At 40.1% G+C, this 21,514-nt stretch carries 21 protein-coding genes and 1 riboswitch; of the genes, 10 read left to right on the forward strand and 11 right to left on the reverse strand.

The features are described from left to right. Positions 1-154 precede the first annotated feature (154 nt). Positions 155-1,342 carry a type III PLP-dependent enzyme gene (locus VB083_RS05145; RefSeq protein ID WP_307879556.1) on the forward strand — a complete coding sequence of 396 codons (1,188 nt, stop codon included), beginning with the start codon at positions 155-157 and terminating at the stop codon, positions 1,340-1,342. Between the two features lie 20 nt (positions 1,343-1,362). Beyond that, a complete protein-coding gene (gene speE, locus VB083_RS05150; protein ID WP_213690947.1) occupies positions 1,363-2,214 on the forward strand; it encodes a polyamine aminopropyltransferase in 852 nt (283 codons plus the stop codon). Between the two features lie 71 nt (positions 2,215-2,285). Here speE and VB083_RS05155 read toward each other — a convergent pair whose 3' ends face one another. After that, positions 2,286-3,692, reverse strand: coding sequence for a sodium-dependent transporter (locus VB083_RS05155; protein WP_213690946.1), 1,407 nt, complete (start codon positions 3,690-3,692; stop codon positions 2,286-2,288). Between the two features lie 222 nt (positions 3,693-3,914). Here VB083_RS05155 and VB083_RS05160 point away from each other — a divergent pair, with 222 nt between their 5' ends. From VB083_RS05160 to VB083_RS05170, 3 genes are read left to right on the forward strand one after another with little or no spacing between them, the layout of a single operon-like run. After that, on the forward strand, positions 3,915-4,547 hold the full coding sequence (locus VB083_RS05160; protein ID WP_213690945.1) for a MotA/TolQ/ExbB proton channel family protein: 633 nt from the start codon (positions 3,915-3,917) through the stop codon (positions 4,545-4,547). A gap of 2 nt (positions 4,548-4,549) precedes the next feature. After that, positions 4,550-4,939 carry an ExbD/TolR family protein gene (locus VB083_RS05165; RefSeq protein ID WP_213690944.1) on the forward strand — a complete coding sequence of 130 codons (390 nt, stop codon included), beginning with the start codon at positions 4,550-4,552 and terminating at the stop codon, positions 4,937-4,939. Positions 4,940-4,942: 3 nt separating this feature from the next. Next, a complete protein-coding gene (locus VB083_RS05170) occupies positions 4,943-5,653 on the forward strand; it encodes an energy transducer TonB (protein ID WP_213690943.1) in 711 nt (236 codons plus the stop codon). 3 nt (positions 5,654-5,656) lie between these two features. Here the strand turns inward: VB083_RS05170 and VB083_RS05175 are convergent, their stop codons facing one another. From VB083_RS05175 to VB083_RS05185, 3 genes are read right to left on the reverse strand one after another with little or no spacing between them, the layout of a single operon-like run. After that, entirely contained in the window at positions 5,657-6,679 is a 1,023-nt protein-coding gene (locus VB083_RS05175) for an ABC transporter ATP-binding protein (protein WP_213696034.1), read from the reverse strand. Beyond that, positions 6,676-7,686, reverse strand: coding sequence for a FecCD family ABC transporter permease (locus VB083_RS05180; RefSeq protein ID WP_213691387.1), 1,011 nt, complete (start codon positions 7,684-7,686; stop codon positions 6,676-6,678). Before VB083_RS05180 ends, VB083_RS05175 begins: the two co-directional genes overlap by 4 nt. After that, positions 7,683-8,825, reverse strand: a complete 1,143-nt coding sequence (locus VB083_RS05185; RefSeq protein WP_213691386.1) for an ABC transporter substrate-binding protein — start codon at positions 8,823-8,825, stop codon at positions 7,683-7,685. The genes VB083_RS05180 and VB083_RS05185 overlap by 4 nt, the downstream gene beginning before the upstream one ends. Before the next feature lie 100 nt (positions 8,826-8,925). Next, positions 8,926-9,101: riboswitch (cobalamin riboswitch) on the forward strand. A 123-nt stretch (positions 9,102-9,224) separates the two neighbouring features. Here VB083_RS05185 and VB083_RS05190 point away from each other — a divergent pair. Continuing rightward, positions 9,225-11,054 carry a TonB-dependent receptor gene (locus VB083_RS05190; protein ID WP_323401822.1) on the forward strand — a complete coding sequence of 610 codons (1,830 nt, stop codon included), beginning with the start codon at positions 9,225-9,227 and terminating at the stop codon, positions 11,052-11,054. 88 nt (positions 11,055-11,142) lie between these two features. On the opposite strand, the gene VB083_RS05195 is transcribed toward VB083_RS05190, so the two are convergent. Both VB083_RS05195 and VB083_RS05200 read right to left on the reverse strand, forming a co-directional pair. Continuing rightward, positions 11,143-11,508 carry a cyclophilin-like fold protein gene (locus VB083_RS05195; RefSeq protein WP_213691384.1) on the reverse strand — a complete coding sequence of 122 codons (366 nt, stop codon included), beginning with the start codon at positions 11,506-11,508 and terminating at the stop codon, positions 11,143-11,145. A gap of 3 nt (positions 11,509-11,511) precedes the next feature. Continuing rightward, a complete protein-coding gene (locus tag VB083_RS05200; RefSeq protein WP_307879559.1) occupies positions 11,512-12,183 on the reverse strand; it encodes a protein-L-isoaspartate(D-aspartate) O-methyltransferase in 672 nt (223 codons plus the stop codon). Positions 12,184-12,267: 84 nt separating this feature from the next. Between VB083_RS05200 and VB083_RS05205 the strand changes: the two genes are divergently transcribed. Both VB083_RS05205 and mutY read left to right on the forward strand, forming a co-directional pair. Then, on the forward strand, positions 12,268-13,008 hold the full coding sequence (locus VB083_RS05205; RefSeq protein WP_213691382.1) for an acyl-[acyl-carrier-protein] thioesterase: 741 nt from the start codon (positions 12,268-12,270) through the stop codon (positions 13,006-13,008). Beyond that, positions 12,987-14,072: an A/G-specific adenine glycosylase gene (gene mutY / locus VB083_RS05210; protein ID WP_323401823.1), complete on the forward strand. Its 1,086-nt coding sequence runs from the start codon at positions 12,987-12,989 to the stop codon at positions 14,070-14,072. The genes VB083_RS05205 and mutY overlap by 22 nt, the downstream gene beginning before the upstream one ends. A 29-nt stretch (positions 14,073-14,101) precedes the next feature. On the opposite strand, the gene VB083_RS05215 is transcribed toward mutY, so the two are convergent. The 5 genes from VB083_RS05215 to rarD are packed head-to-tail and all read right to left on the reverse strand — an operon-like array spanning position 14,102 to position 19,797. Further along, positions 14,102-14,560, reverse strand: a complete 459-nt coding sequence (locus tag VB083_RS05215) for a hypothetical protein (protein WP_213696030.1) — start codon at positions 14,558-14,560, stop codon at positions 14,102-14,104. Positions 14,561-14,580: 20 nt separating this feature from the next. Continuing rightward, complete coding sequence (locus tag VB083_RS05220) at positions 14,581-15,462, reverse strand: diguanylate cyclase (protein WP_213696029.1); 882 nt, start codon at positions 15,460-15,462, stop codon at positions 14,581-14,583. Between the two features lie 9 nt (positions 15,463-15,471). Further along, a complete protein-coding gene (locus tag VB083_RS05225) occupies positions 15,472-17,589 on the reverse strand; it encodes an ATP-binding protein (protein ID WP_213696028.1) in 2,118 nt (705 codons plus the stop codon). A 20-nt stretch (positions 17,590-17,609) separates the two neighbouring features. After that, positions 17,610-18,854 carry an HDOD domain-containing protein gene (locus VB083_RS05230; protein WP_213699351.1) on the reverse strand — a complete coding sequence of 415 codons (1,245 nt, stop codon included), beginning with the start codon at positions 18,852-18,854 and terminating at the stop codon, positions 17,610-17,612. A 37-nt stretch (positions 18,855-18,891) separates the two neighbouring features. After that, positions 18,892-19,797 carry an EamA family transporter RarD gene (gene rarD / locus VB083_RS05235; protein WP_323401824.1) on the reverse strand — a complete coding sequence of 302 codons (906 nt, stop codon included), beginning with the start codon at positions 19,795-19,797 and terminating at the stop codon, positions 18,892-18,894. A gap of 191 nt (positions 19,798-19,988) precedes the next feature. On the opposite strand from rarD, the gene VB083_RS05240 reads away from it, so the two are divergent. Beyond that, on the forward strand, positions 19,989-21,155 hold the full coding sequence (locus tag VB083_RS05240) for a radical SAM protein (protein WP_323401825.1): 1,167 nt from the start codon (positions 19,989-19,991) through the stop codon (positions 21,153-21,155). A 16-nt stretch (positions 21,156-21,171) separates the two neighbouring features. Further along, a complete protein-coding gene (locus tag VB083_RS05245; RefSeq protein WP_213691289.1) occupies positions 21,172-21,477 on the forward strand; it encodes an MTH1187 family thiamine-binding protein in 306 nt (101 codons plus the stop codon). The last annotated feature ends 37 nt before the right edge of the window (positions 21,478-21,514 follow it).

The following is a 21,514-nucleotide window of genomic DNA, read 5'->3' on the forward strand; positions in this document are numbered from 1 at the left end:
AATCATGTATCTTCTTATACTTGATGTTTTAGGTTACTAGTGTAAGAAGAGTCTGACGAAGCTGTCAAGAATAACACTTTCTTTTCTTGTACAAAAAGCATCAAACCGTTACCATAAGTACAGATAAACTAAAATATTTATTGGAGGTGCTGCAGTGGAAACATCCCATCACTACGAATTTGATCTCTCACGATTTATGACGAGAGAACGATTCGAACGTATTAAGGAATTTGCGGCTGATAAAGAAACGCCGTGCCTTGTCGTTGACCTTGATGTCATCGAAAATCAATACGATTCTCTACAAAAAGGCATGCCTTTTGCAAAAATTTATTATGCCGTCAAAGCCAATCCGCTCGATGACGTGGTGAAACTGCTCGTAAAAAAGGGCAGCTGTTTTGATATCGCATCAGTCTATGAACTCAATCAAGTTCTAGCTCTGGGAGCTACACCAGATCGTGTAAGCTACGGCAACACGATAAAAAAAGCTAAAGATATTGCTTATGCCTATGAAAAGGGCGTTCGACTTTTCGCAACAGATTCGGAAAACGATCTTTACAAACTTTCGAAATATGCCCCTGGCTCGAAAGTTTTCTTCCGAATTCTTACTGATGGAAGTGGGGCAGACTGGCCACTTTCCAGAAAATTTGGGGCTCATCCCGACACAATTTACAAACTTATACTTATGGCCAAAGACCTCGGGCTTGATCCGTACGGAGTCTCTTTTCACGTAGGCTCTCAACAACGCGATATAGGACAATGGGATCACGCTATTTCTACATGCAAGTATCTTTTTGACTCGGCAGCAGAAAAAGGTATCCATCTCCAGATGATAAATCTCGGAGGAGGATTTCCTTCCCGTTATATTGACCCTACAGTGGGGCCGGATGTATATGGAACTGAAATCACACGATTCCTGAAAGAAGACTTTGGAGAAAATCTTCCTGACATTATTCTTGAGCCTGGACGTTATATGGCAGGTGACGCTGGTGTTTTAATCTCTGAAGTTGTTCTTATTTCAAGGAAATCAGAATTTAACCAGTACCGATGGGTCTATCTCGATGCAGGAAAATTTGGGGGACTTATCGAAACACTTGATGAATCAATAAAATACCCCATTTATGTTGAAAAGAAGGGGCTTGCACAAGACGTTATCATTGCAGGTCCTACATGTGACAGTATGGACATTCTCTATGAACAGTACAAGTACGAATTGCCATTAACTCTTGAGGAAGGGGACCGAATATACGTATTATCTACTGGAGCTTACACACAAAGTTATTCTTCTGTGTATTTTAATGGATTCCCCCCTCTATCGGCATATATTTTGCCACGAGAAAAATAAGTCAAAGGAGATGAGAAATATTGGAACGTCGAGCTAAAAGATTCAACGAGCTCTGGGTTACAGAGGAACAAACCCCCAATATGAAGCTCAGTCTTCGTATTAATCAAGTTCTTGTCAATAAGAAATCTGAGTATCAGGATATTACTCTCGTTGAGACTATGGAATACGGCCGCATGCTTATTCTTGATGGTGCAATACAAATTGCCGAACGAGATGAGTTTTGTTACTCGGAAATGATGGCACACACTGTTCTCTGCGCTCATCCAGACCCCAAACGAGTACTTATTGTTGGTGGAGGTGATGGCGGAGTTCTGCGAGAGGTATTACGTCATAAAAATGTCGAAAAAGCAACAATGATCGACATTGATAAAGACGTCATTGATGCAGCGAAAAAATATCTCCCGACACTGAGTTGTGCTATGGACGACCCAAGGGCAGATGTTCGAAGCATGGATGCTTTGGCCTATATTCGTTCAGTTTCTAACGAATTTGACGTAGCCATAGTTGATAGTACGGACCCAGTTGAATTCGCCGCAGGACTCTTTGAAGCTAATTTCTATGAAGATGTAAAGAATGCTCTGAAAGAAGACGGCATGATGTTAGCTCAGACCGAATCTCCTTTTTCCGATGCTAATGTTATGACAGGAGCTTACACGGAGATGAAAAAAGTCTACCCAGTCGTTTCTGTTTGTTGGGGGGCTATGCCCACTTACCCCACTGGGATGTGGACATATACTATAGGTTCTAAAAAACTAGATCCGTCTGTTCCCCGAAGCGCTATTCCAGAAGGAACGAAATATTATACAGAAGATATACATAGGTCCGCTTTTACATTGCCACCCTTCTTGAAAAATCTTCTCGATAACGCGTAAATAATGAATAAAGAAGCCCTCACTTTTGACAATGAAAAGTGAGGGCTTTTCCATTTCTGCTTCGTTATAAACTAAAAAGCAATGACACCGATCGTGTTCAAGAAAATGATGATAAGAAGTGCAGGTGAAACATAACGAACAACGAAAGAGAAAAAGGAAATATATGACTCGTTACATAATGTTCCATGATTGGATAATTCGTACTGAATATCGTCTTTCTTTATAAAGTAACCAACAAAAACAGCTATTAAAAAACCTCCGAGCGGCATAATTATATTAGCGGAAAGATGATCATAAAAATCAAAGAACCCATCTCCAAAGAATTTAATGCCACCTAAAAGGCTGGAACTATCAACAGACAGAGTTGCTGTGATTCCAACAAGACCGATAAAAAGGCAATTGAGAAATGTTGCTTTCTTCCTTGACACATTAAACTCTTCAGACCAAAAAGCAACGGGGACTTCCATCAAAGAAAGCAACGCTGTCGTTGCTGCAAAAGATGTGAGCAAAAAGAAAGCCGCAAGAAGCAGTGTTCCCAAAGGCATTTTGGAAAAGACCAAAGGAATGGTCATGAAAAGCAAACCAGGCCCCGCTGTGGGCTCCATGCCAAAAGAAAAGACTGTTGGGAATATGGCCAATCCGGCTAACATCGAAACAAGAGTATCAGAAAGAGCAACTTTCCCGGCCGTTTTAAACATGTGAACATCTTCTGTGAAGTATGAACCATACGTAATCATAATTCCCATAGCAAGAGACAGTTTGAAGAAAGCAAGTCCTAAAGCACTTAACATAACTGCTGGTGTAATTTTCGAAAAGTCTACATGGAATAAGAAATGAATACCCTGGCCTGCTCCAGGTAATGTAAGAGCTCTAATATCACAAATAATGATGAGGATGAAGAGTAGAGGCATGAGTGTTTTGGTAATTCGTTCAATTCCAGCTCGAACACCCATGGAAATACCTGTGCCCACAACACAAAGGACTATAACCTGCCAAAAAATCGGCGAAAGCACTTCTTTGGAGAAGAAAGACTGACCTGCTGTCCCAACTCCAATAACCTGACCGAAAAGCTCCTCTGCACTACTTGCTGTTACTGCGGCAAAAGCCCCCGTAAATGCCTTAAAGCAGTAAAAGTAAACCCACCCCGCAACACATGTATAGTAAAACATAATAAGATATGCGGATAAGACCCCCATAAAACCGATACCTTTCCATGGAGTTCCAGGTTTTAACGTCTCAAAAGCACCAATAGCATTTCGACGAGTACGACGACCTATATACCATTCACAGAGTAAAACAGGTATCCCTACAAACAAAATACATATAAAATAAACGAATAAAAAAGCCCCTCCACCATTTGAACCAGTCAAATATGGAAATTTCCAGATATTACCTAACCCTACAGCAGAACCTAAAGCTGCAAAAAAAACAGCTAACCCAGACGAAAAACCTTCTCTGGGTTTTGACGAACTTTCCACTATGAACCACTCCCTTTATATGATAATGTCTGACAAAACGCTAATAGCAATGTCTCCAAGAGTTAAAGTCATGTATACTGCGTACTCGGGAGAGAATTAAATTGTATTGAATTTTAAGATAGTTGGACTTTGGAGTCAACCGCTGAATTGTTTTGCTTTTGACAATACCTAAGATATTCATCATACTTTTATGATAACTTTATATTTTAGAGGTGACGTAGTATGGAAATAATGAGAGCCGGCGGCCCAATTATGTGGATTATATTTTTCCTCTCTATTATTGCTCTTGCTGTTTTTGTAGAACGACTTTTCTTTTTCCGGCGATCATCGACTGATCCCGAAAAACTTGAACTTTCTCTTTGTAAGGCTCTCTATGAAAATAATGCAGAACAGGCCACTAAAATTGTGCGCTCAGGAGATTCGTCTCTTCATCGTCTCTTTATAGCAGCCGTAACACACTGGCAAGTAGATACGGAAGCTTTTAAACTTTTGCTCGAACAGCAAATAAGAAGAGAACTCTTTCGATGGCTTAAAGGTCTCTCTCTTCTGGCAACGATTTCACGAGTAGCACCACTACTGGGATTACTGGGGACTGTTCTTGGCATGGTTCAAATCTTTCGAGACTTGCCCCAAGCAAATCAGGCTCCCATGATCGCTCTTTCAGGAGGAATTTGGCAAGCACTTTTAACGACTGTTGCGGGATTAAGTATCGCTGTACCTACTGTGTTAGCCTACACCTACCTTTCTGCAAAAATTGACGACCAGGAAGAGACCCTTTATCGCGGCGCTGACTTTTTGATTCGCGAAAAGCTAATGGGAACAACTGATCCGTCTTTATATAAACAAGGTGAGTAATCATGGCATTACGCCCAACAAGAAAACATTTGCCAGAAATAGACATTACACCACTAATTGATATCTTATTTATCTTGATCATTTTTTTTGTTTTGACCACCTCTTTTGGTCAAAGTCAGCTGCAAGTGCAACTTCCAGAAGGGAAAGCCGATGCCTTGCGATCAGAAGAAGCTATATATGTTACTCTTCAAATAGATGGATCTCTCCTTTGGGATAAGATTCCAGTATCAGAAGAAGAGCTTGCAATCAAAATAATGGAAGCGGAAAAAAGTAACACGCTTGTACTGCTTGCTGCAGACCGAAACGTTCCTTATGGAAAAGTTGCCACTCTCTTAAGCCGCCTTCACGAAAAGGGACTTGGGCAAATATCTCTTGCTCTTCAGGAGGAATAAGACATGAAACACTTTAGGCGTCCTTTTCTTTTAAGCCTTATCTTTCATGTCTTTATATTGCTATGTCTTTCTACACTACCCCACGAAGCAAAAACTAATATCGCTGCTCCCAAAGTAATGACTCTTCGTCTTGTCTCTCTTTCCTCTGAGGGGAAAGGCACATCAGCTTCATCTCCTGTTCCACAAAAAGAAAAGGGTGAAAACGCACAAACAGAAAAGAAAAAAGAGGTTCCAGTCACAAAGAAAAAAGATACCACACCGAAAAAAAAAGAGGCACCTGAACCTAAAACTTTCTCTAAAACCCGCAAAAATAACAAAGTATTGACCGAAGACAAGCAAAGTACGCAAGAAGGGAACATGCAGAGTACCAATATATCAACAAAATCTTCAACAACTTCTTTTAGTGAGCTATCTGGCGGAAACTCTGGACATGCTAGAAAACAAGCAAATACACTTTTCGATGTTTCTTCCCTTGTGGTGAAAAGGAAGGTTCACCCCCAATATCCTCTTTTAAGCCGTCGCAAAGGAGAAGAGGGGAAAATTATCTGCATAGCAGACGTTGAGAATGGGAAAGTTGTAGCGGTAAACACTGAACAAAGCAGCGGTTTTAATCGGTTGGACCGTGCCGCCACTCAGGCCCTTAAAGCATGGCTTTTTGAAGAGAGTTTTACAGGAAAAGTTAGAGTACCTATATCATTTTCTTTTAAGGAATAATGATTAAAAAGAACGAGATAAAGCAAAAAGCACGTCTTCAATAGAAGGAGCTATGATCTTCTCCCCTGAAGGGAAAGTAATCGACCAATGAATAGAATTTGATGAAACTTCAATTTCTATTAAGGTACAGCTCCCTTGACTTACAGAAACGAGAGTATATCCCTTCCTCTGCAAAGCTCTGCTTGTCCAAAAACTAGGAATGGTATCTCCTTCAACACAGACCCTAGCCCCCAAGTTCTCTTTGAGTTTCCACTCTCCTGTATCTTCTGAAAAATGGATTGTATCGGTAGAAAAAACCTCTCCGATCACACCAGAAAGAGCCAAATCTTCCGGCGTTCCTACAACAAAGGAGCCACTCGGATTCATTACCCACAGGCGATCTGCAAAACGCAAGGCCAAATCTATATCATGCAACGACATGAGAACCCCCTTACGTTTTTCCCAAGCGTATTGACGTAAGAGAGAGAGAAGCTCTACTTTCCGAGGTAAATCGAGAAAAGCCGTCGGTTCATCAAGCAGTAAAATTGGTGTGTCCTGGGCAAGGGCTCGGGCAATGAGCACCCGCTGACTTTCACCATCACTCAGCTCGGAAAAATCTCGTTCCATCAGATGTTGAACCTTAACATCTGAAAGTGCCTGAAGAACAGTTTTCTTGTCACTCTCTTGAAGCTCTCCTCTCCAATTTGTATAGGGGTAACGCCCTAAAGATGCAAGCTCAAAAACGGTAAAGCCCTGTACAAAAGGTCGGCCAGACAAAACAAAACTTAATGTTTGTGCTCGCTTGATAGGAGTAAGAGTCGAAATCTCAGTTTCCATCGCTTTACTCTTTCCTGCAAGAGGTTTTTGAGTTCCAGCAAGAGTTTTTAGGAGTGTTGTTTTACCAGCTCCATTTGGACCGACAAGACAGACAAGCTCTCCTTCATAAAGAGTCGCAGAAAGGTTCTGGGCTACAATTCGCCTTTTTCCACCTTTTCCATATCCTATAGAAAGATTCTCTGCAGAAAGAAGAAACGATTTTTGCTTCATGATACATTTCCTCCACGGCGACTTCGAAGCACTATCCATATCACTACGGGAGCCCCTACAAGAGACGTAACTGCATTAAGAGGCAAGACCATCGCGCTTCCTGGCATATGAGCTACAAAATCAGCTGTAAGGGCGAGAACGCCACCTGATAAAGCACATGCTGGAATTAAAATACGGTGGTCTCCTGTCTTCAAAGCTTGGCGACATAAATGAGGAACAGCAACCCCGAGGAAAGCGACAGGACCGCAAAAAGCAGTAACACTTCCAGCCAAAAGAGACGTTATTACAATTAAAGCCAGGCGTACTCTATATACAGAAACTCCCATAGTAGAGGCATACGCTTCCCCTAAAAGGAGGGCATTAAGCTGTTTGGCAAAGAAAAGCATGGCACAAAATCCGACACATGCTGCCGGGACAAGAAATAAAAGCTGACGCCAACTTACAGAAGAGAAGCTGCCAAAACTCCAAACTATAAATTGTTGAATTCGTTCTGGAGAACTAAAGTGAATTAAAACGTTCACAAAAGCGCTCACTCCATACCCAATCATAAGTCCCAGTATCAAAAGGGTTGTATTGTTTTTTACTTTGCCCGCCACTCCCATCATCACAATAAGAACGACAGTGCTTCCCAGCCACGAGGAAGTTGCGAGTCCTAAACTTGCCAAACTTCCCGCTAAAAGCGTTGCCAAGGCAACGCCTAGACTGGCACCTGCGTTAATGCCCAAAACAAAAGGCCCTGCGAGAGGATTTTGAAAAAGAGTCTGCATTCCAAGACCGGCAACAGAAAGAGCTCCTCCAGCTACTAATGATGTGCAAATTCGGGGCAGACGCAACTCAAAAAGAATTATTTTCCACCCATTTTCCACTCCTCCATCCCCCAAAAGTACGCGAATGACATCTCGTAGGGGGATGGATACAGATCCTAAGGAAAGAGAGAGAATAGCAACAATACAACCTGTAAAGAAGACACTTAAAAAAAAGATAGAAACAAAAGACGAACGTTTCATGGGAAAGAACGCTCCTCTAAATGGCGATAAAAATAGAGGCTATGAGTTGGTAAAAGATCTGGATGGAAAATAGAAATTAGATCTTTTAGAATTAAATCGGGGCGCATTATACCTTGTTGGTAGTAGTCATTTGCTCCTTCAGATGTAACTCGTGCATTATTGTTATATACCCTTTCTTCTTTAAAAGGGCGAAATATCGTATAACGAGAATCTTCATTCTCGCCTTCGGCAAGACTTTGCCATGTAGAAGTATTTATCCAGAAATTGCTATTCAGAGCCCTCTCCACCACCTTTTCAAAATCGATAGGAACACTTCCTCTCTTCTCGACTTCAGACCAAAGATAGCATGCTCCAGCATCTCGAATAAGATGAGCCGGCCAGCTTTGACCTCCAGAAACATACCACGTTCCACCTATGGCTGCATTAACCATGACAGTCGGCCTATCAGAACTCTGGCTTGCAAGGGATTTTAACGATATATAACTCTCGGCAATTTCTGAGAAGAAAGATTGAGCTTCTTTTTCTTTTCCCAGAAAAAGAGAGACAAATTTAATCCACTCTGCCACCCCAAGAGGTGTTTCTTCCAAATAATCAGAAGCAATAACAATCGGTATTCCTAATTTTCTCAAGCGATCAACCGATTCTTTTTCTGCTGCTGTATATGTATAGATAAAAACAACGTCAGGCTGAAGAGCTAAAAGTTTTTCTATATCAAGACGCAAACCAGATCCTGCATCTGACGCCACATCAGGAAGATCCATATTTCGTATTTTCTCTGAATAAACATAACGTTTACCACCGACAGCAACAAGAGCTTCTTGAGGGGCAAGCTTTTCTATAAAGGGGAGCATCGTCATTGATGCAGTAACAATTCGCTCTACTGGAATTTTTATAACGTGTAGATTCTTATACTCTAAGGGAATCGGCTTATCGCGATCTATCAATAGATACGATTCAGGTTCAACAGAATCTCCCCAGGGACGATATACAGTAACAACATAATAACCATTACCTTCTTCTACATTAAAACCACGTGCATAATCTAATTCAACTTGAGAAAACTCTGCACACGACACAGTAGCGCAAGAAAATAAAAGCAATACCACTATGAACAACAATTGTTTTATAGTTTTTATCATATTTTTTTCACCATATACCCCTTTAAAGAGAGAAAGAAAAGCAATTTTTAGAATTTAGTGAGGCTTAAAACTCTTGACTGAACATCAATTATCGCTATGATAACTCATAAAATCAAATAATAAAGATCGTTTTTTGATGTTGGGAATCTGGTGAAAGACCAGAACGGCCCCGCCACTGTAACAGGGACAATCTCGCTATAGCCACTGGGAAGACTGGGAAGGCGCGAGAAAGGATGAACTGGAGTCAGGAGACCGATTAAAAAACGATACATATCATTATCATGCGAGGGCGTGATGTGGTAACTGTCTTTGTCGCCCTATTTGTAGTGGCGAGGAGTGGTTATCGTATCGATCGTGCTCCTCGCCACTTATTTTTTATCTTTATTAGGGGGGACTACAGTGATTCACAATAGGAAACTCATAGTATGGTGCATGGTTATGTTGCTTGTCTCTTTCGCAACAGCAGCAGGAGCGGAACAAGTCTATACTGTTCCCGAAGAGACCGTTACTGGAAGTCGTTTGGCAACGAGTCTGGAAGAGGTTCCAGCTCCGACATATGTTATTACCCAAGAGCAAATTGAAAGAAGCGGATCTAGAGATTTAGCAACCATTCTTGAACAAAACGTTCCGGGGATGTATGTAAAACAAAAATCAGGTTTTTCCAATTCCTCACAAGTTACTATTAGAGGTTATGTAACAGAAATTCTAGTGCTCGTAGATGGTGTTCCATATTACAGATCTTCTCACGCAGCTGGAGCTGCCTCAGTAGATTTCCGAAACTTTCCCATTACAAACATAGAGAGAATAGAAGTTGTAAAGGGTGCTGGTTCTGCCATCTATGGTTCTATGGCTGCAGGTGGCGTTATTAATATTATTACTAAAAAAGCCACTCAGGGTGGAACAATAGAGGGGGAAATCGGCTCCAATGACTGGAGAAGATATTATGTTCGTGGAGAAGGTAGTGGAGAAGGTCTTAACGCCGGCATCTGGTACTCTCATAAAGAGGAAGGAGCACATCGCCTTCTAAAAAATACTTTCTCTAACAAAGATTTTAACGCTCTCAAATATAAAGAAGATGCCTACGGTCTCAATCTTTCTGGAAAAAACTGGTTCTTTAAAAGTGAAATAGGCGAATATAAAAATGACTATGAAACACCAGGTTGGCTAACCCCAATCGAAATGAACAAAGAAAAAGGAGAGTACCAACGACACACATTTCGTTTCAACGGAGACAGTTACTATATTTTAATGGGCTATGATGATCAAAAATATTTTATACTGCAAAATGATGACAATTATTACAAAGATCGTGCCTTTACAACTGAATTTGCAAAACGAAGCCAATGGGGATCAACCTTAGCTTCTTGGGGGCTTTATTTCAGACGAGAGGAATCAACCTTCCGTTCTTCCTTTTTTGATCCAGAAGTTGATCAAAAGCGAACAAACTATGCTCCTTTCGTAGAACTCTCCCGTCCGATAGGGGATATTATCGGAACACTTGGTCTCCGCTATGAAATCTGGAGACAAGATGATGCCGAAAATTATAATGAATTTATGCCCAAGCTAACCTTTCAATATCCTCTTGACAACGGAAGTATGTGGTATATAGCTGCAGGACGTTTCTTCGCCATGCCAAGTATCTACGAGCTGCATGCTCAGGGGCCATGGGGAACAGTTGGCAACCCCAATCTCAAACCAGAAAAAGGATGGAATTATGATTTAGGAATAAAGGGATCAGACGCAACGGGAAACTGGAATGTTGGTCTATTTTATTCAGACATGGAAGATAAAATCATCTGGCGTAATAATACCTATGAAAATGTCGACCAATTTAAGTCATATGGTTTGGAAATCATGAGACAATGGAACATCGCCCGTAATTGGACTTGGGGCCTTAGCGGGACATGGATGAAAGCACAAGAAAAGAAAAGTAATGAATGGGTCAACAGTTATGGCTTCCCTGAATGGCTCTTTAAAACATCCATTGAACATCATTCTGGTTCCTGGACATCTGGACTCGCTCTTTCTTATTTGGCAAATAGAAATGGTTATTCTTCTAGTGACGATTATTTCCAGACAGATATTTTTACGGAATGGAAATCTGGAGATCATACAGTTCGCTTAAGCTGCTATAACTTGTTTGATAAAGAATTTATCTATAGCTCTAGCACCTGGGACTACTACGGACCCGAACGAAGCATCTACCTTACATGGAGATATAGTTTTTAGGTCGGCTATAATAAGTAATTTGAAGGAAGCAAAAGGGACGGTTTGAAAACCGTCCCTTTTTTCCTACATATCTTCACTAGTGAAAAATTTATGCCCGTTCGATAAAGATAGGGTCTCCATTCTTCACCTTTTTTAATTCCTGAATATCTCCTTTGACCTTTCCTATAACCGTTACTGCACTAGCAGGTCGAATCTCATCTCCCTGACTTGCAGGTGTAGGCCCCAGAAAGATGCAAAAAGCGCTTCCTGTGGGCCAAAAAGCAAGATCTCCCGCTTCAACTACTTCTTTTCCGTCCTCTAAATCTGCAATAAGGGGAATTGTAAAATAAATTTCTTCTCCCCATGTATTAGCTCTACTTTTTATTGGCAATATTTTTGAGATACGAGAAGCAGTCTTTGTGTTATTGAGTGTTGCATCGATTTCAATTTCTCCTGAGCGTATTCTTATGTCCATTACTCATCGGCTCCTTCCATCTTCCATTTCTTCTTTACTCGTTCCTTCTATTAGAGGTACGAATCGGCAATAATCATACCGAGTATCAATCCAACCTTCTTTTGCTTTCAACAAAACGACTAAACGTTGAATACCAACGTCAACACTTAATGGAACAACAATACGTCCTCCAGATGAAAGTTGCTCTCTCCAAGTTTCTTCAATTACATCTGCAGCTGCAGTAACAATAATGCCATCGTAAGGAGCCTCTTTCTCGTAGCCTTCCCTACCATCAGCAGTAATAACATTAATATCGTAGCCAGAATTACATAACACATTTCTTGCCTTTTGCGCAAGAGAGGAAATGCGTTCTATAGAAAAAACTATGGCTCCCATCTCTGCTAGTACGGCAGCTTGATACCCCGAGCCTGTTCCTATCTCCAAAATTTTCATTCCAGGTTCAACACAAAGGAGCTCCGTCATCCTCGCTACCATATATGGCTGCGAGATTGTTTGATTTTCTCCAATAGGGAGAGGTGCGTCAATATATGCCAAAGCTTGATTTTCAAAAGAAACAAACAGATGTCGTGGAACATTTGCCATCGCTTTCAAAACCCGAACATCTCGTATTCCTCTGCTCTCGATTTGCGTCTTTACCATTAACGAAGCAAACTGTTTCCAACTATCGAATTCCATCGCTATAACACCTCCTCCATCTCTGCAAAAGCCTTATAATAAACAATGCAAAATGTTACACTTTCAGCCAGGAGGATAATTACCATGTATGAAGAATCATTACATATACGTTTTTTCGAAGTAGACGGCCATAGTATGCTTAAAATAGGGCCTATCTTTAACTACCTTCAGGATATGGCAGATAAAGATGCCTCTCGAATGGAGATGTCGATTCCTCAGCTCATGGAAAAAGGGTATACATGGGTTCTTCATCGTTATCATCTCTCTATGATCCGATATCCCAAACTTGATGAAGCTCTCTCAATCAGGACATGGCATTCCCCATACAAAAATCTTTATTCCCTTCGAGCCTTTGAAATGACAACTTCTTTCGGCGAGGTTTTAGCAAAAGCAACAACCTCTTGGATAATTATAAATTATTCTACAAAACGTCCTATGCGGCTAGACCGTCATGTAACATCCCAATATTATAAAGAAATTATTCCTTTTGAATTTGATTTTTCTTCCTTGTCTCCTTTAGAAAGAATAGACCTTGAAGATATTTACCCCGTTCGAATTAGAGACTTGGACATTAATAATCATGTGAATAACGCCGTTTATGTCGAATGGGCAGCAGAAACCGTTCCAACAAATATATTACAATCAATGCGTCCTTCTGAAATTGATGTCATTTTTAAGGAACAGCTTACATACGGCGAAAAGGCTGTTGTTCAGACACAAAAGGAAAAAACCGCATCTAACGTTTTCGATCACGTAATTTTAAGGGAGTCTGATGCCCGCGAAATAACGCGGATTCGTACGTCATGGAAAAATATGCCACTATAAAAAAAGAACTACTCTTTTGGTTTCAGTATAATAAACGAGATTTGCCTTGGCGTAAAACATATGCTCCTTACGACGTCTGGATTTCTGAGATAATGTTGCAACAAACTCAAATGGATCGCGTTGTTCCCTTTTTCAACCGCTGGATAGAATATTTTCCTAATCTCGAAGCTCTTTCAAAAGCAACAGAAGAAGAAGTTCTAAAATGCTGGGAAGGGCTTGGTTATTATCCTCGTGCTCGAAATATATTGAAAGCGGCCAAAGAACTACGAACTATGGGCTTTGAAACAGTACCACCCTATGAAGAGATACTGAAAAAGCTTCCTGGTATCGGGCCATACACTTCTGGAGCTATTTTAAGTATCGCCTATAATTTGCCATATACTGCTGTCGATGGGAATGTACGTAGAGTTTTTTCTCGACTATTCAATATAGAGAGCGCTATCTCAAAAAACAGCAGCCTTCAAAAAATTGAAAATTTTGCAAAAGACATGCTTGCCAAAGACACACCTCGTGATTTTAATCAAGCCCTTATGGAATTGGGAGCACTTATCTGCATACCCAAATTTCCACGTTGCAATGAATGTCCTCTTCAAAAAGTATGTAAAGCTTTTCAAGAAGGGGTACAGCATGAACGTCCCGTACAAAAAAAACGAGTTCGTATTGAAAAAAAGCAAGCGACTGCTGAAGTTCTTTATTATAACGGCAGTATATTAATTCGACAAAGAGATACAAATGGACCGTGGGCAAGCTTGTGGGAACTGCCATGGAGTTTTAACTCCGAAAACACATCAAAAGATGAACTTTTGATAACTGAAATAAATAACATTATCAATCATAAACTCTTAAAATTTAAGGAGATTGGTTCCGTAAATCATACAATAATGAATACACGTATTGACTTGTGCGGATACTTCGTTATTCTGCCCCACTATATTCATCTCGATTATCCTTACTTATGGGTTTCTTTACAAAATCTTCAAAAATACACCTTTCAAGCTGGAAGCCGAAAACTCTTGAACTTATTTTTATCAGAAAAAGATATCATCCCCCGAATCGAGGGATGATATCTTTCGAAAAAATTTTTAATCTTTGGCTAAATATCTATTGAAAAATTTTTTTGATCAAAAAAGATCTTCTCTCCATTTTCAAAACGAACTTTAGGCCCCTTTAAATGCTCCCCCTTAGCTCCAACTTGCTTCCTTATCTGCTCATTCTGCCAAGACGGTCTGAAGAAAGCACGCAATATCCCTGCCCAAGATACATTTTTCTCTCCTTTTGGCAGGCGTATCTGGACAAAAAAATGATGCTTATTAACATGTACTTTTATATCTTTTTTATTCCCTGGTTTACCATCAAATCCCGGGAAATGAAGCGCTAAATGTAACATGGCTCCTTCTGGAAGATCAACATCTCCTCGAATATGGAGTTTATGACCTTTAATCGCTATTTCTCGAATTTCAAAAATCGAAAAATCTGCTGCATTTCCTACCGTCGCTATACCTAAAACAAACACGGCTAACAATGCAAGGCATGTTATGATTTTCTTTTTCATGGCACTCTCCTCCTCTTACTCTACGCTCCTACTTGATTACGCCCCCTCTTTTTTGCTTTATAGAGAGCCGTATCGGAAGCAAATATAATCTCATCCACTCCTGATATTTTATCGTACTCTGCCACGCCTAAACTAGCAGAAAGCAAAATTTCCTTTTCTCCGAAGGTGGTTTTTACAATATTTTTTCGAACTCGCTCTGCAATTTTCAAAGCTTCTCCAAGTGCTACGCCTGGAAGAACTATTAAAAATTCTTCTCCTCCATAACGGCCAACTACATCATACTTACGCAGCTGGTCTTGTATCCGCAACGCCGTTTCTCTAAGTACATCATCCCCCGCGAGATGACCATATGTATCATTAACTTGCTTAAAGTGATCGACATCTAATATTGCCACACTCAAAGCACGGTTTTCACGCCTTGAACGAGCCATTTCATGATCAAGACGTTCAAATATTGCACGTCGATTTAAAAGCCCAGTAAGTGGATCGTGATCTGCGTAAAAACGAAGAGCCTCCTGTAAATCGACAATTCTCTTTCCTACACCAACACGCAAACGAAGTTCTTGGGCATCAAATGGCTTTGTAATATAGTCATCAGCTCCTGCCTCAAGCCCCGCCAAAATGTTCTCTTTCTCATCTCGAACAGTAAGCATTATGACATATGTATATGTAGAGTGCTTTTTCTCCTCTTCAAGCACCCTTAGCTTTTTACAAATATCCGGCCCTTCTAAGCCTGACATCATCCAATCTACAACAGCAAGTTTAGGAGCGTTTTCCTCGCGTAAAATATGCCAAGCTTCTTCGCCATTAGAAGCTGTTATAACATCGTACCCCCACTTCTCTAAAAGAGATTTGAGCATAAATCGTGATGTTACATCATCTTCCGCCACTAAAACTTTCATAGCTCCTCCTCATTTGAGTAAATAATCAGGCTCCTCTGTACCTTTCATAAAAATAAGTATCGCCTGATCCACTTCTAACCAGTTTTTTTTCACATCTTCCATAGAAAGGGATAACGCCTCATTTTTTTCTAATCTTTCAGCTTCATATGCAATTTCATCTGCACCTACATTAAGAGCGGCACCTCGCAACGTGTGAGCAACTCGAGAAATTTGCTGGCAATCTTCCTTATCTATAGCTTCTTTCAAAGACTTTTGAAGAGATGGAAGGTCTCTTCTGAACGACTTTATTATTTCAACTAACAAATTCTGGTCATTTGCTAGCCGTTCAAGTAACCTTTCTTTATGAAAAACAATCTTATCCTTTTGTCTCAAGTTTTTTCTCAAAACAGAGGATAACTCATGAAGCATTACTGGTTTAGTAAGATACCCGTCCATAAGCCCATCACGTAGGCAACGCTCTCTTTCACTTGCCTGCGCATTAGCAGTCATCGCTATTATAGGAATTTTTCTATATGTCCCATCATCAAACCCCATTCGTATTCTCTGAGTTGTCTCTATGCCATCCATTTCTGGCATTTGAATATCCATAAGTATTAAATCGTACGTTTTTTGGGAAAGAGCCTCAAGTGCTTCTTTTCCACTTTCTACTGCATCTGCATCACAGCCGATTTTATTTAAAAAACCAACTGCAACTCTTCTGTTTGTTTCTGAATCCTCTACGACTAGAATTTTAAACCGCTTGTCTAGCGGTTGCATCGGTAATACTTCGTCCGTAAAATGCTCCTCTTCTGTTACAAATTCGACACTTCCATCTTCGACCTGCTCAAAAGGTATAGTAAACCAAAATACAGAGCCTTTTCCCACCCGGCTCTCTACTCCGATCTCTCCTCCCATAAGCTCAATTAACTCTTTAGCAATTGCAAGCCCCAATCCCGTTCCTCCATATTTTCTGCTTGTAGAAGCATCAATCTGAGTAAAGGAATGGAATAGCTTGGAAAATTGATTCTCTGGGATGCCAACGCCGGTATCTTCTATTCTGAAAGCAAGCTTATGTGTAAATCCATTGTCTTCTGGCAAAGAAATACTAAGGGCAATATATCCTTTATGGGTAAATTTCAAAGCGTTACTGAGTAAGTTTGAAAGAACTTGACGAATACGACTCGGATCTCCTACACATATAGGAGGCACATCCTTATCTATAGACAAACGAAGATCGATACATTTTTGTTCCATAAGAGGCTGAATTCCCTTTAAGCTCTCTTTTACAAGTCTATTAACGCTGAAAGGAACTCGCTCCATCTCTATTTTTCCAGCCTCTATTTTCGAAAAATCAAGAATATCATTTATAAGATGAAGTAAACTCTCTGCTTCCTTAAAGATAATACGTGTCATTTCTTGAGGCTCTTCAGCAAGATTTGAATCAAGTAAAAGACGTGCCATGCCAAGAATCGCATTCATTGGGGTTCGAATTTCGTGACTTACATTTGCTAAAAAACGGTCTTTAGCGTGAACTGCCAATTCCAATTGCTGTTCAGACTGTTCCAGCTTAGCAACTTTTTGTTTAAGTTCTTCATTTAAATTTTGAATCAACCGATAATACTCAGCATCACGCAAGATACTTGCAGTGGAATTCAACGCTACCGTTAAGAACGCATATGATATATCTAAAATTTGAGATGGATCCTCATCAAGAATTCCAATCAATAAGCCTAAAGAACGCCCTTGGCTCATGATCGTATGAAGCAATATATGTTCTTCATTTTGAGATGACGAAAGTATTATGGGCCTGTTTCTGTCAATAGTCCATGCTATTGTATGATCTTCTATCAAAACCTCTTTTTCTCGCTCTATAAAGGGTAAAAATCTATCTGGATCACAATAATAACAAGGAAAATCGAGACCATCTTCTGAAAAAAGATAAAAAGCCACTCCCTTAATTCGAATAAAAGAACGAACTCGAGCTGCAGTCTGTTCAAGAATAGTTTTAATATCAATAGAACGACTTAATCCCGATGTAAAACCAGCAGAACTAACAGCAGCCTCAAGCACCTGCTGAACAGTGTTTCTTTCACTGGTAAGATCATTTATCTTCTTCTCTAAAGCTTTTATTTTGTCGTAGGGTGTCATTATTATTCCTTTCGTTTCCTTTACGCCACCAAAAATATTTTCATAATTTCTGCTATTTGTCTCTCTCCTTGTACGAGAATGCTTTCAAGAGATCCTTGCGAAAGTTCTAGTTGCTCCCACACGTCATGAGAAGGCGCAGGAACAACAAAGTTACCGCTTGTCCCAAGGCGAACTGCATTAGCCAAAACATCCGCAACACAAATGATAGAAGCCTCCTCTATGTTCTCTGCTTCAAGAGGACGGTGATGACTTCCTACCAGTACACGTATAGGTTCTGGGATATTCCATTGTTGAAGCAACATTCGTCCTAAATCGGCATGGTCAAAGCCAAGATATTTCCTCTCTGCTTCCAGAAGAGGTATTTTTTTCGTCCTGGCCTCCCTTATGGCAAATGTCATATGTTGCGGCAGTTTTGTATACAAAACGACGCGTCCTATATCATGTAATAATCCTGCAAGAAAAAAACGCTCTTCAGATGGCACTCGCTTCATATAAGCCAATAATCTAGAGAAAATTCCACACATTATAGAGTGCTTCCAAAAAGACTTCATATCAACAAGATCAGCTGGAATATGTTTAAAAACACTCATGGTAGAGATAGCAAGAGCAAGAGTGGTAAGTTCATTGGTTCCTACAATGGCAACAGCCCGAGAAACAGATTGAATCGGAGAAGGGAAACCATAAAAAGAGCTGTTCACCAGCCGTAAAAGTCGAACTGTCAGACTGGGATCTGTACCAACAACTTTAGCTATATGAATTGCCGAACTTACAGGAGAGTTAAGAACATCTCTAATTTTAAAATAGATATCGGGAAGAGAAAAAAGCCGAACCTGGCTTGTTAGTAATTCTTGTAGAGAAGGGCGAGACAAACTTAAATTATCGAAATCAAGGATAACTACTTCTGTCTTTTTTCCATATTCTTTTTCATACTCAGATGGGAAATCAAGTAAAGTAGATTCTCTGGACACACGTAAGTCAAAAAGCTCTCTCATCTCTGGTGTCCATAAATCTTCTTCAGGAAAATATGAACGGACTTCAAGCTCTGCCCTCTGTTGTTTTTCTTCTTCTACAACTCGCTTCAGAATAATTTCCTGATCGTCTACCCCATTGATATCTGCTTCGTTAACACCCCATATTTTAAACATCTTAATGTATTTAGCTCGGAGAACCGTCCCTTGACCAAGAATAAAACGACCGTTAGGAGCATATACATCATCTTTGAGAACCATTCCCTCTTCGAGATTACCAATACTCACGATCCCCATAAAAAAACGCTCCTTTTCTCGTTCTCTTCAATTAATATTATACAACACGTCGATTAGAACGTTGAATTTTCCTCCATTGTCTAACATTATCGACTGTAAACATCACTAAAGCAATCCATACACAGATAAAAGTAATGAACTGAGGCATAGTAAAAGGTTCTTTGTAAAGGAAATACCCCAACAAAAACGATAGTGTGGGAGGTATATATTGCATAATCCCCAAGAAGCTCAAAGGCAAACGACGCGCACCATAGGCAAAGCCAATAAGAGGTAAAGACGTTATAACGCCAGTCCCTATAAGCCATATATTCTGCATTGAAGTTTGACCTGCAAGAAAGGGAACATCAGAAAGATACACAAAAAGATAAAATGAAGCTGGCAGAATTAAAAACAAGGTTTCTATAAAAATCCCTACCAAAGATTCCACTTCTGCTATTTTGCGTATTAAGCCATAAAAACCGAAGGTAAAGGCAAGACTCAAAGCAGCAAGAGGAACTACACCGATATGAATAATTTGATAGAGAATGGCAGCTGTTGCAAGAAAAATTGCCATCCATTGAAGACTCCCCAGTTTTTCTTTAAGGAAAATTACTCCTAGAAATACGCTCACAAGAGGATTAACGTAATACCCCAAACTTGCTTCAATCACTCTATCAGAATTAACGGCCCAAATATAAACAAACCAATTTGCTCCAATCGTGAGTCCGCTTATCATAAGTAGCAAAATAAGTTTGGGAGATTTAAAGGTCTTGCGAACAGCCCCCCATTTCTTCTGCATTGTGATTATAAGCATAACAAAAAGAAGAGACCAGATAATACGATGACACAAAATCTGCAGGGGTACCAAACCTTCCAACTGTTTCCAATAAATAGGGAGCAATCCCCAAGATACAAGGGCTGCAAGTGCAGCTAAAAATCCCCGTTCAAAATCTATACGTCCCATTCTATATTCACTCCCTGAACAGATATTATCTCTCATCACTTAGTTTTATCTGCTATACTCTCTTTGCAATGGAAGACTATAGCAGACTTTTACATAATCTTCACGACAAAACTATTTTAGGAATTAATCCTCCAGTATTCGACTTTGCTTATTTCGATTTTTGGGCAAAGCCGCTGGGGCTTTTGTATATTTTGGAAACCCTCCGCAGACAAGATAATTCAGTCTACCTCATTGACTGTATTTACGAAGGCCGTCAAACACCTAAAACATACGGCAGATACAAACCTCTGCGAAAACAGGTAAAGAAACCACTTCCTTATGCTCATATACCGAGAAAATACTACCATTTTGGCATGACAAAAGAAGCTTTTATTCAGAGATTATCTCAAATCCCCACCCCTGATTTTATCTTTCTCACATCAGGAATGACATATTGGTATCCAGGAATTCAATGGTGCTTGAAACACATAAAAGAGATATTTCCACATTCCCCTGTAATACTTGGAGGTATATACGCCCAGCTTTGTTCTGAACACGCGCACTCTCTTGGAGCAGATGGAGTTCAAACAAAACCACTCCATATTGAATGTTCTTATCCAGCCCTCGACCTATATGACAAGCCTGAATACGGAGTCCTTATGACATCGTGGGGCTGCCCATTACAGTGTAAATATTGCGCATCGAAAATACTCTGGCCCAAGTACTATCAACGACCGGCAGAAGAGATTATACAGGAGATTTCTTATCAGGAAAGAATTCCTTCTGTTCATGATATGGCTTTTTACGACGATGCTCTTCTCATTAACAAAGAAGCTCATTTTTATCCGTTATGCAATGCCTTACGACATCATTTTCCTAACCTCCGTTTTCACACACCCAATGGGCTACACGTAAGAGAAATTGACGAAAAATGCGCAAAAATATTATTTGATACGGGATTTAAAACTATACGCTTAAGTCTAGAAAGCACTGACCCTGTTATACAAAAAGCTAGTTCAGGGAAAGTTTCAGAGCATCAATACGTCAAAGCTGTAGAAAACCTACTCAGGGCAGGATATACTCATGAAGATATTGAAACATATATTCTCATAGGTTTACCTGGACAACATTTTGAAAGTGTTAAAAAAGCCATAGATTTTGTACATTCCTTTGGGGCTGTTGCTAAAACGGCGGAATTCTCTCCTATTCCTGGAACAGCAATGTTCGAGATCAGCGCCAAAGAGCATCCTGAATTACAAGACGAACCTCTTTATCAAAATAATACAGCCTACTGCGGATACATTTCTAAGGATATAACTCCAGAGGAGCTTCAAATATTAAAGGACATGGCCCATCGAACACCTCTAGAGAAAAAATAAGAAAGAAGGTGAAATTATGGGAAAAGTTATTGCAGAACTGGTAGTCGTTCCCTTGGGAACAGGAACCCCCAGCGTAAGTCATTATGTTGCTGATGTGGAAAAGGTTCTTGCTACATTTAACTTAAAACGCCTTTTGACGCCGATGGGAACTATTCTTGAAGGAGACCTTGATGAGGTACTCAAAGCCGTACGAGCTGTACATGAAATTCCTTTCAAAAATGGGGCATTACGAGTCTCTACATCATTAAAAATAGATGAACGTCGGGACAAAGAACTCACTATGGAAGGTAAAATACAATCAGTAGAAGAAAAGTTAAAATAATCTCCCAAAAGGCAGAGGGAACATGGCTATACTCCCT

Origin of the sequence: Aminobacterium sp. (assembly GCF_034926885.1) — a bacterium.
Lineage (GTDB): Bacteria > Synergistota > Synergistia > Synergistales > Aminobacteriaceae > Aminobacterium.

Excerpts from the sequence above, each read along its gene's own strand:
- rarD (WP_323401824.1), bottom strand. The coding sequence starts at position 19,797 with ATGGGACGTATAGATTTTGAACGGGGATTTTTAGCTGCACTTGCAGCC.
- VB083_RS05195 (WP_213691384.1), bottom strand. The coding sequence starts at position 11,508 with ATGGACATAAGAATACGCTCAGGAGAAATTGAAATCGATGCAACACTC.
- VB083_RS05230 (WP_213699351.1), bottom strand. The coding sequence starts at position 18,854 with ATGGGGATCGTGAGTATTGGTAATCTCGAAGAGGGAATGGTTCTCAAA.
- VB083_RS05225 (WP_213696028.1), bottom strand. The coding sequence starts at position 17,589 with ATGACACCCTACGACAAAATAAAAGCTTTAGAGAAGAAGATAAATGAT.
- mutY (WP_323401823.1), top strand. The coding sequence starts at position 12,987 with ATGGAAAAATATGCCACTATAAAAAAAGAACTACTCTTTTGGTTTCAG.
- VB083_RS05245 (WP_213691289.1), top strand. The coding sequence starts at position 21,172 with ATGGGAAAAGTTATTGCAGAACTGGTAGTCGTTCCCTTGGGAACAGGA.
- VB083_RS05165 (WP_213690944.1), top strand. The coding sequence starts at position 4,550 with ATGGCATTACGCCCAACAAGAAAACATTTGCCAGAAATAGACATTACA.
- VB083_RS05205 (WP_213691382.1), top strand. The coding sequence starts at position 12,268 with ATGTATGAAGAATCATTACATATACGTTTTTTCGAAGTAGACGGCCAT.
- VB083_RS05175 (WP_213696034.1), bottom strand. The coding sequence starts at position 6,679 with ATGAAGCAAAAATCGTTTCTTCTTTCTGCAGAGAATCTTTCTATAGGA.
- VB083_RS05160 (WP_213690945.1), top strand. The coding sequence starts at position 3,915 with ATGGAAATAATGAGAGCCGGCGGCCCAATTATGTGGATTATATTTTTC.
- VB083_RS05180 (WP_213691387.1), bottom strand. The coding sequence starts at position 7,686 with ATGAAACGTTCGTCTTTTGTTTCTATCTTTTTTTTAAGTGTCTTCTTT.
- VB083_RS05200 (WP_307879559.1), bottom strand. The coding sequence starts at position 12,183 with ATGGAATTCGATAGTTGGAAACAGTTTGCTTCGTTAATGGTAAAGACG.
- VB083_RS05220 (WP_213696029.1), bottom strand. The coding sequence starts at position 15,462 with ATGAAAGTTTTAGTGGCGGAAGATGATGTAACATCACGATTTATGCTC.
- VB083_RS05170 (WP_213690943.1), top strand. The coding sequence starts at position 4,943 with ATGAAACACTTTAGGCGTCCTTTTCTTTTAAGCCTTATCTTTCATGTC.
- VB083_RS05185 (WP_213691386.1), bottom strand. The coding sequence starts at position 8,825 with ATGATAAAAACTATAAAACAATTGTTGTTCATAGTGGTATTGCTTTTA.
- VB083_RS05215 (WP_213696030.1), bottom strand. The coding sequence starts at position 14,560 with ATGAAAAAGAAAATCATAACATGCCTTGCATTGTTAGCCGTGTTTGTT.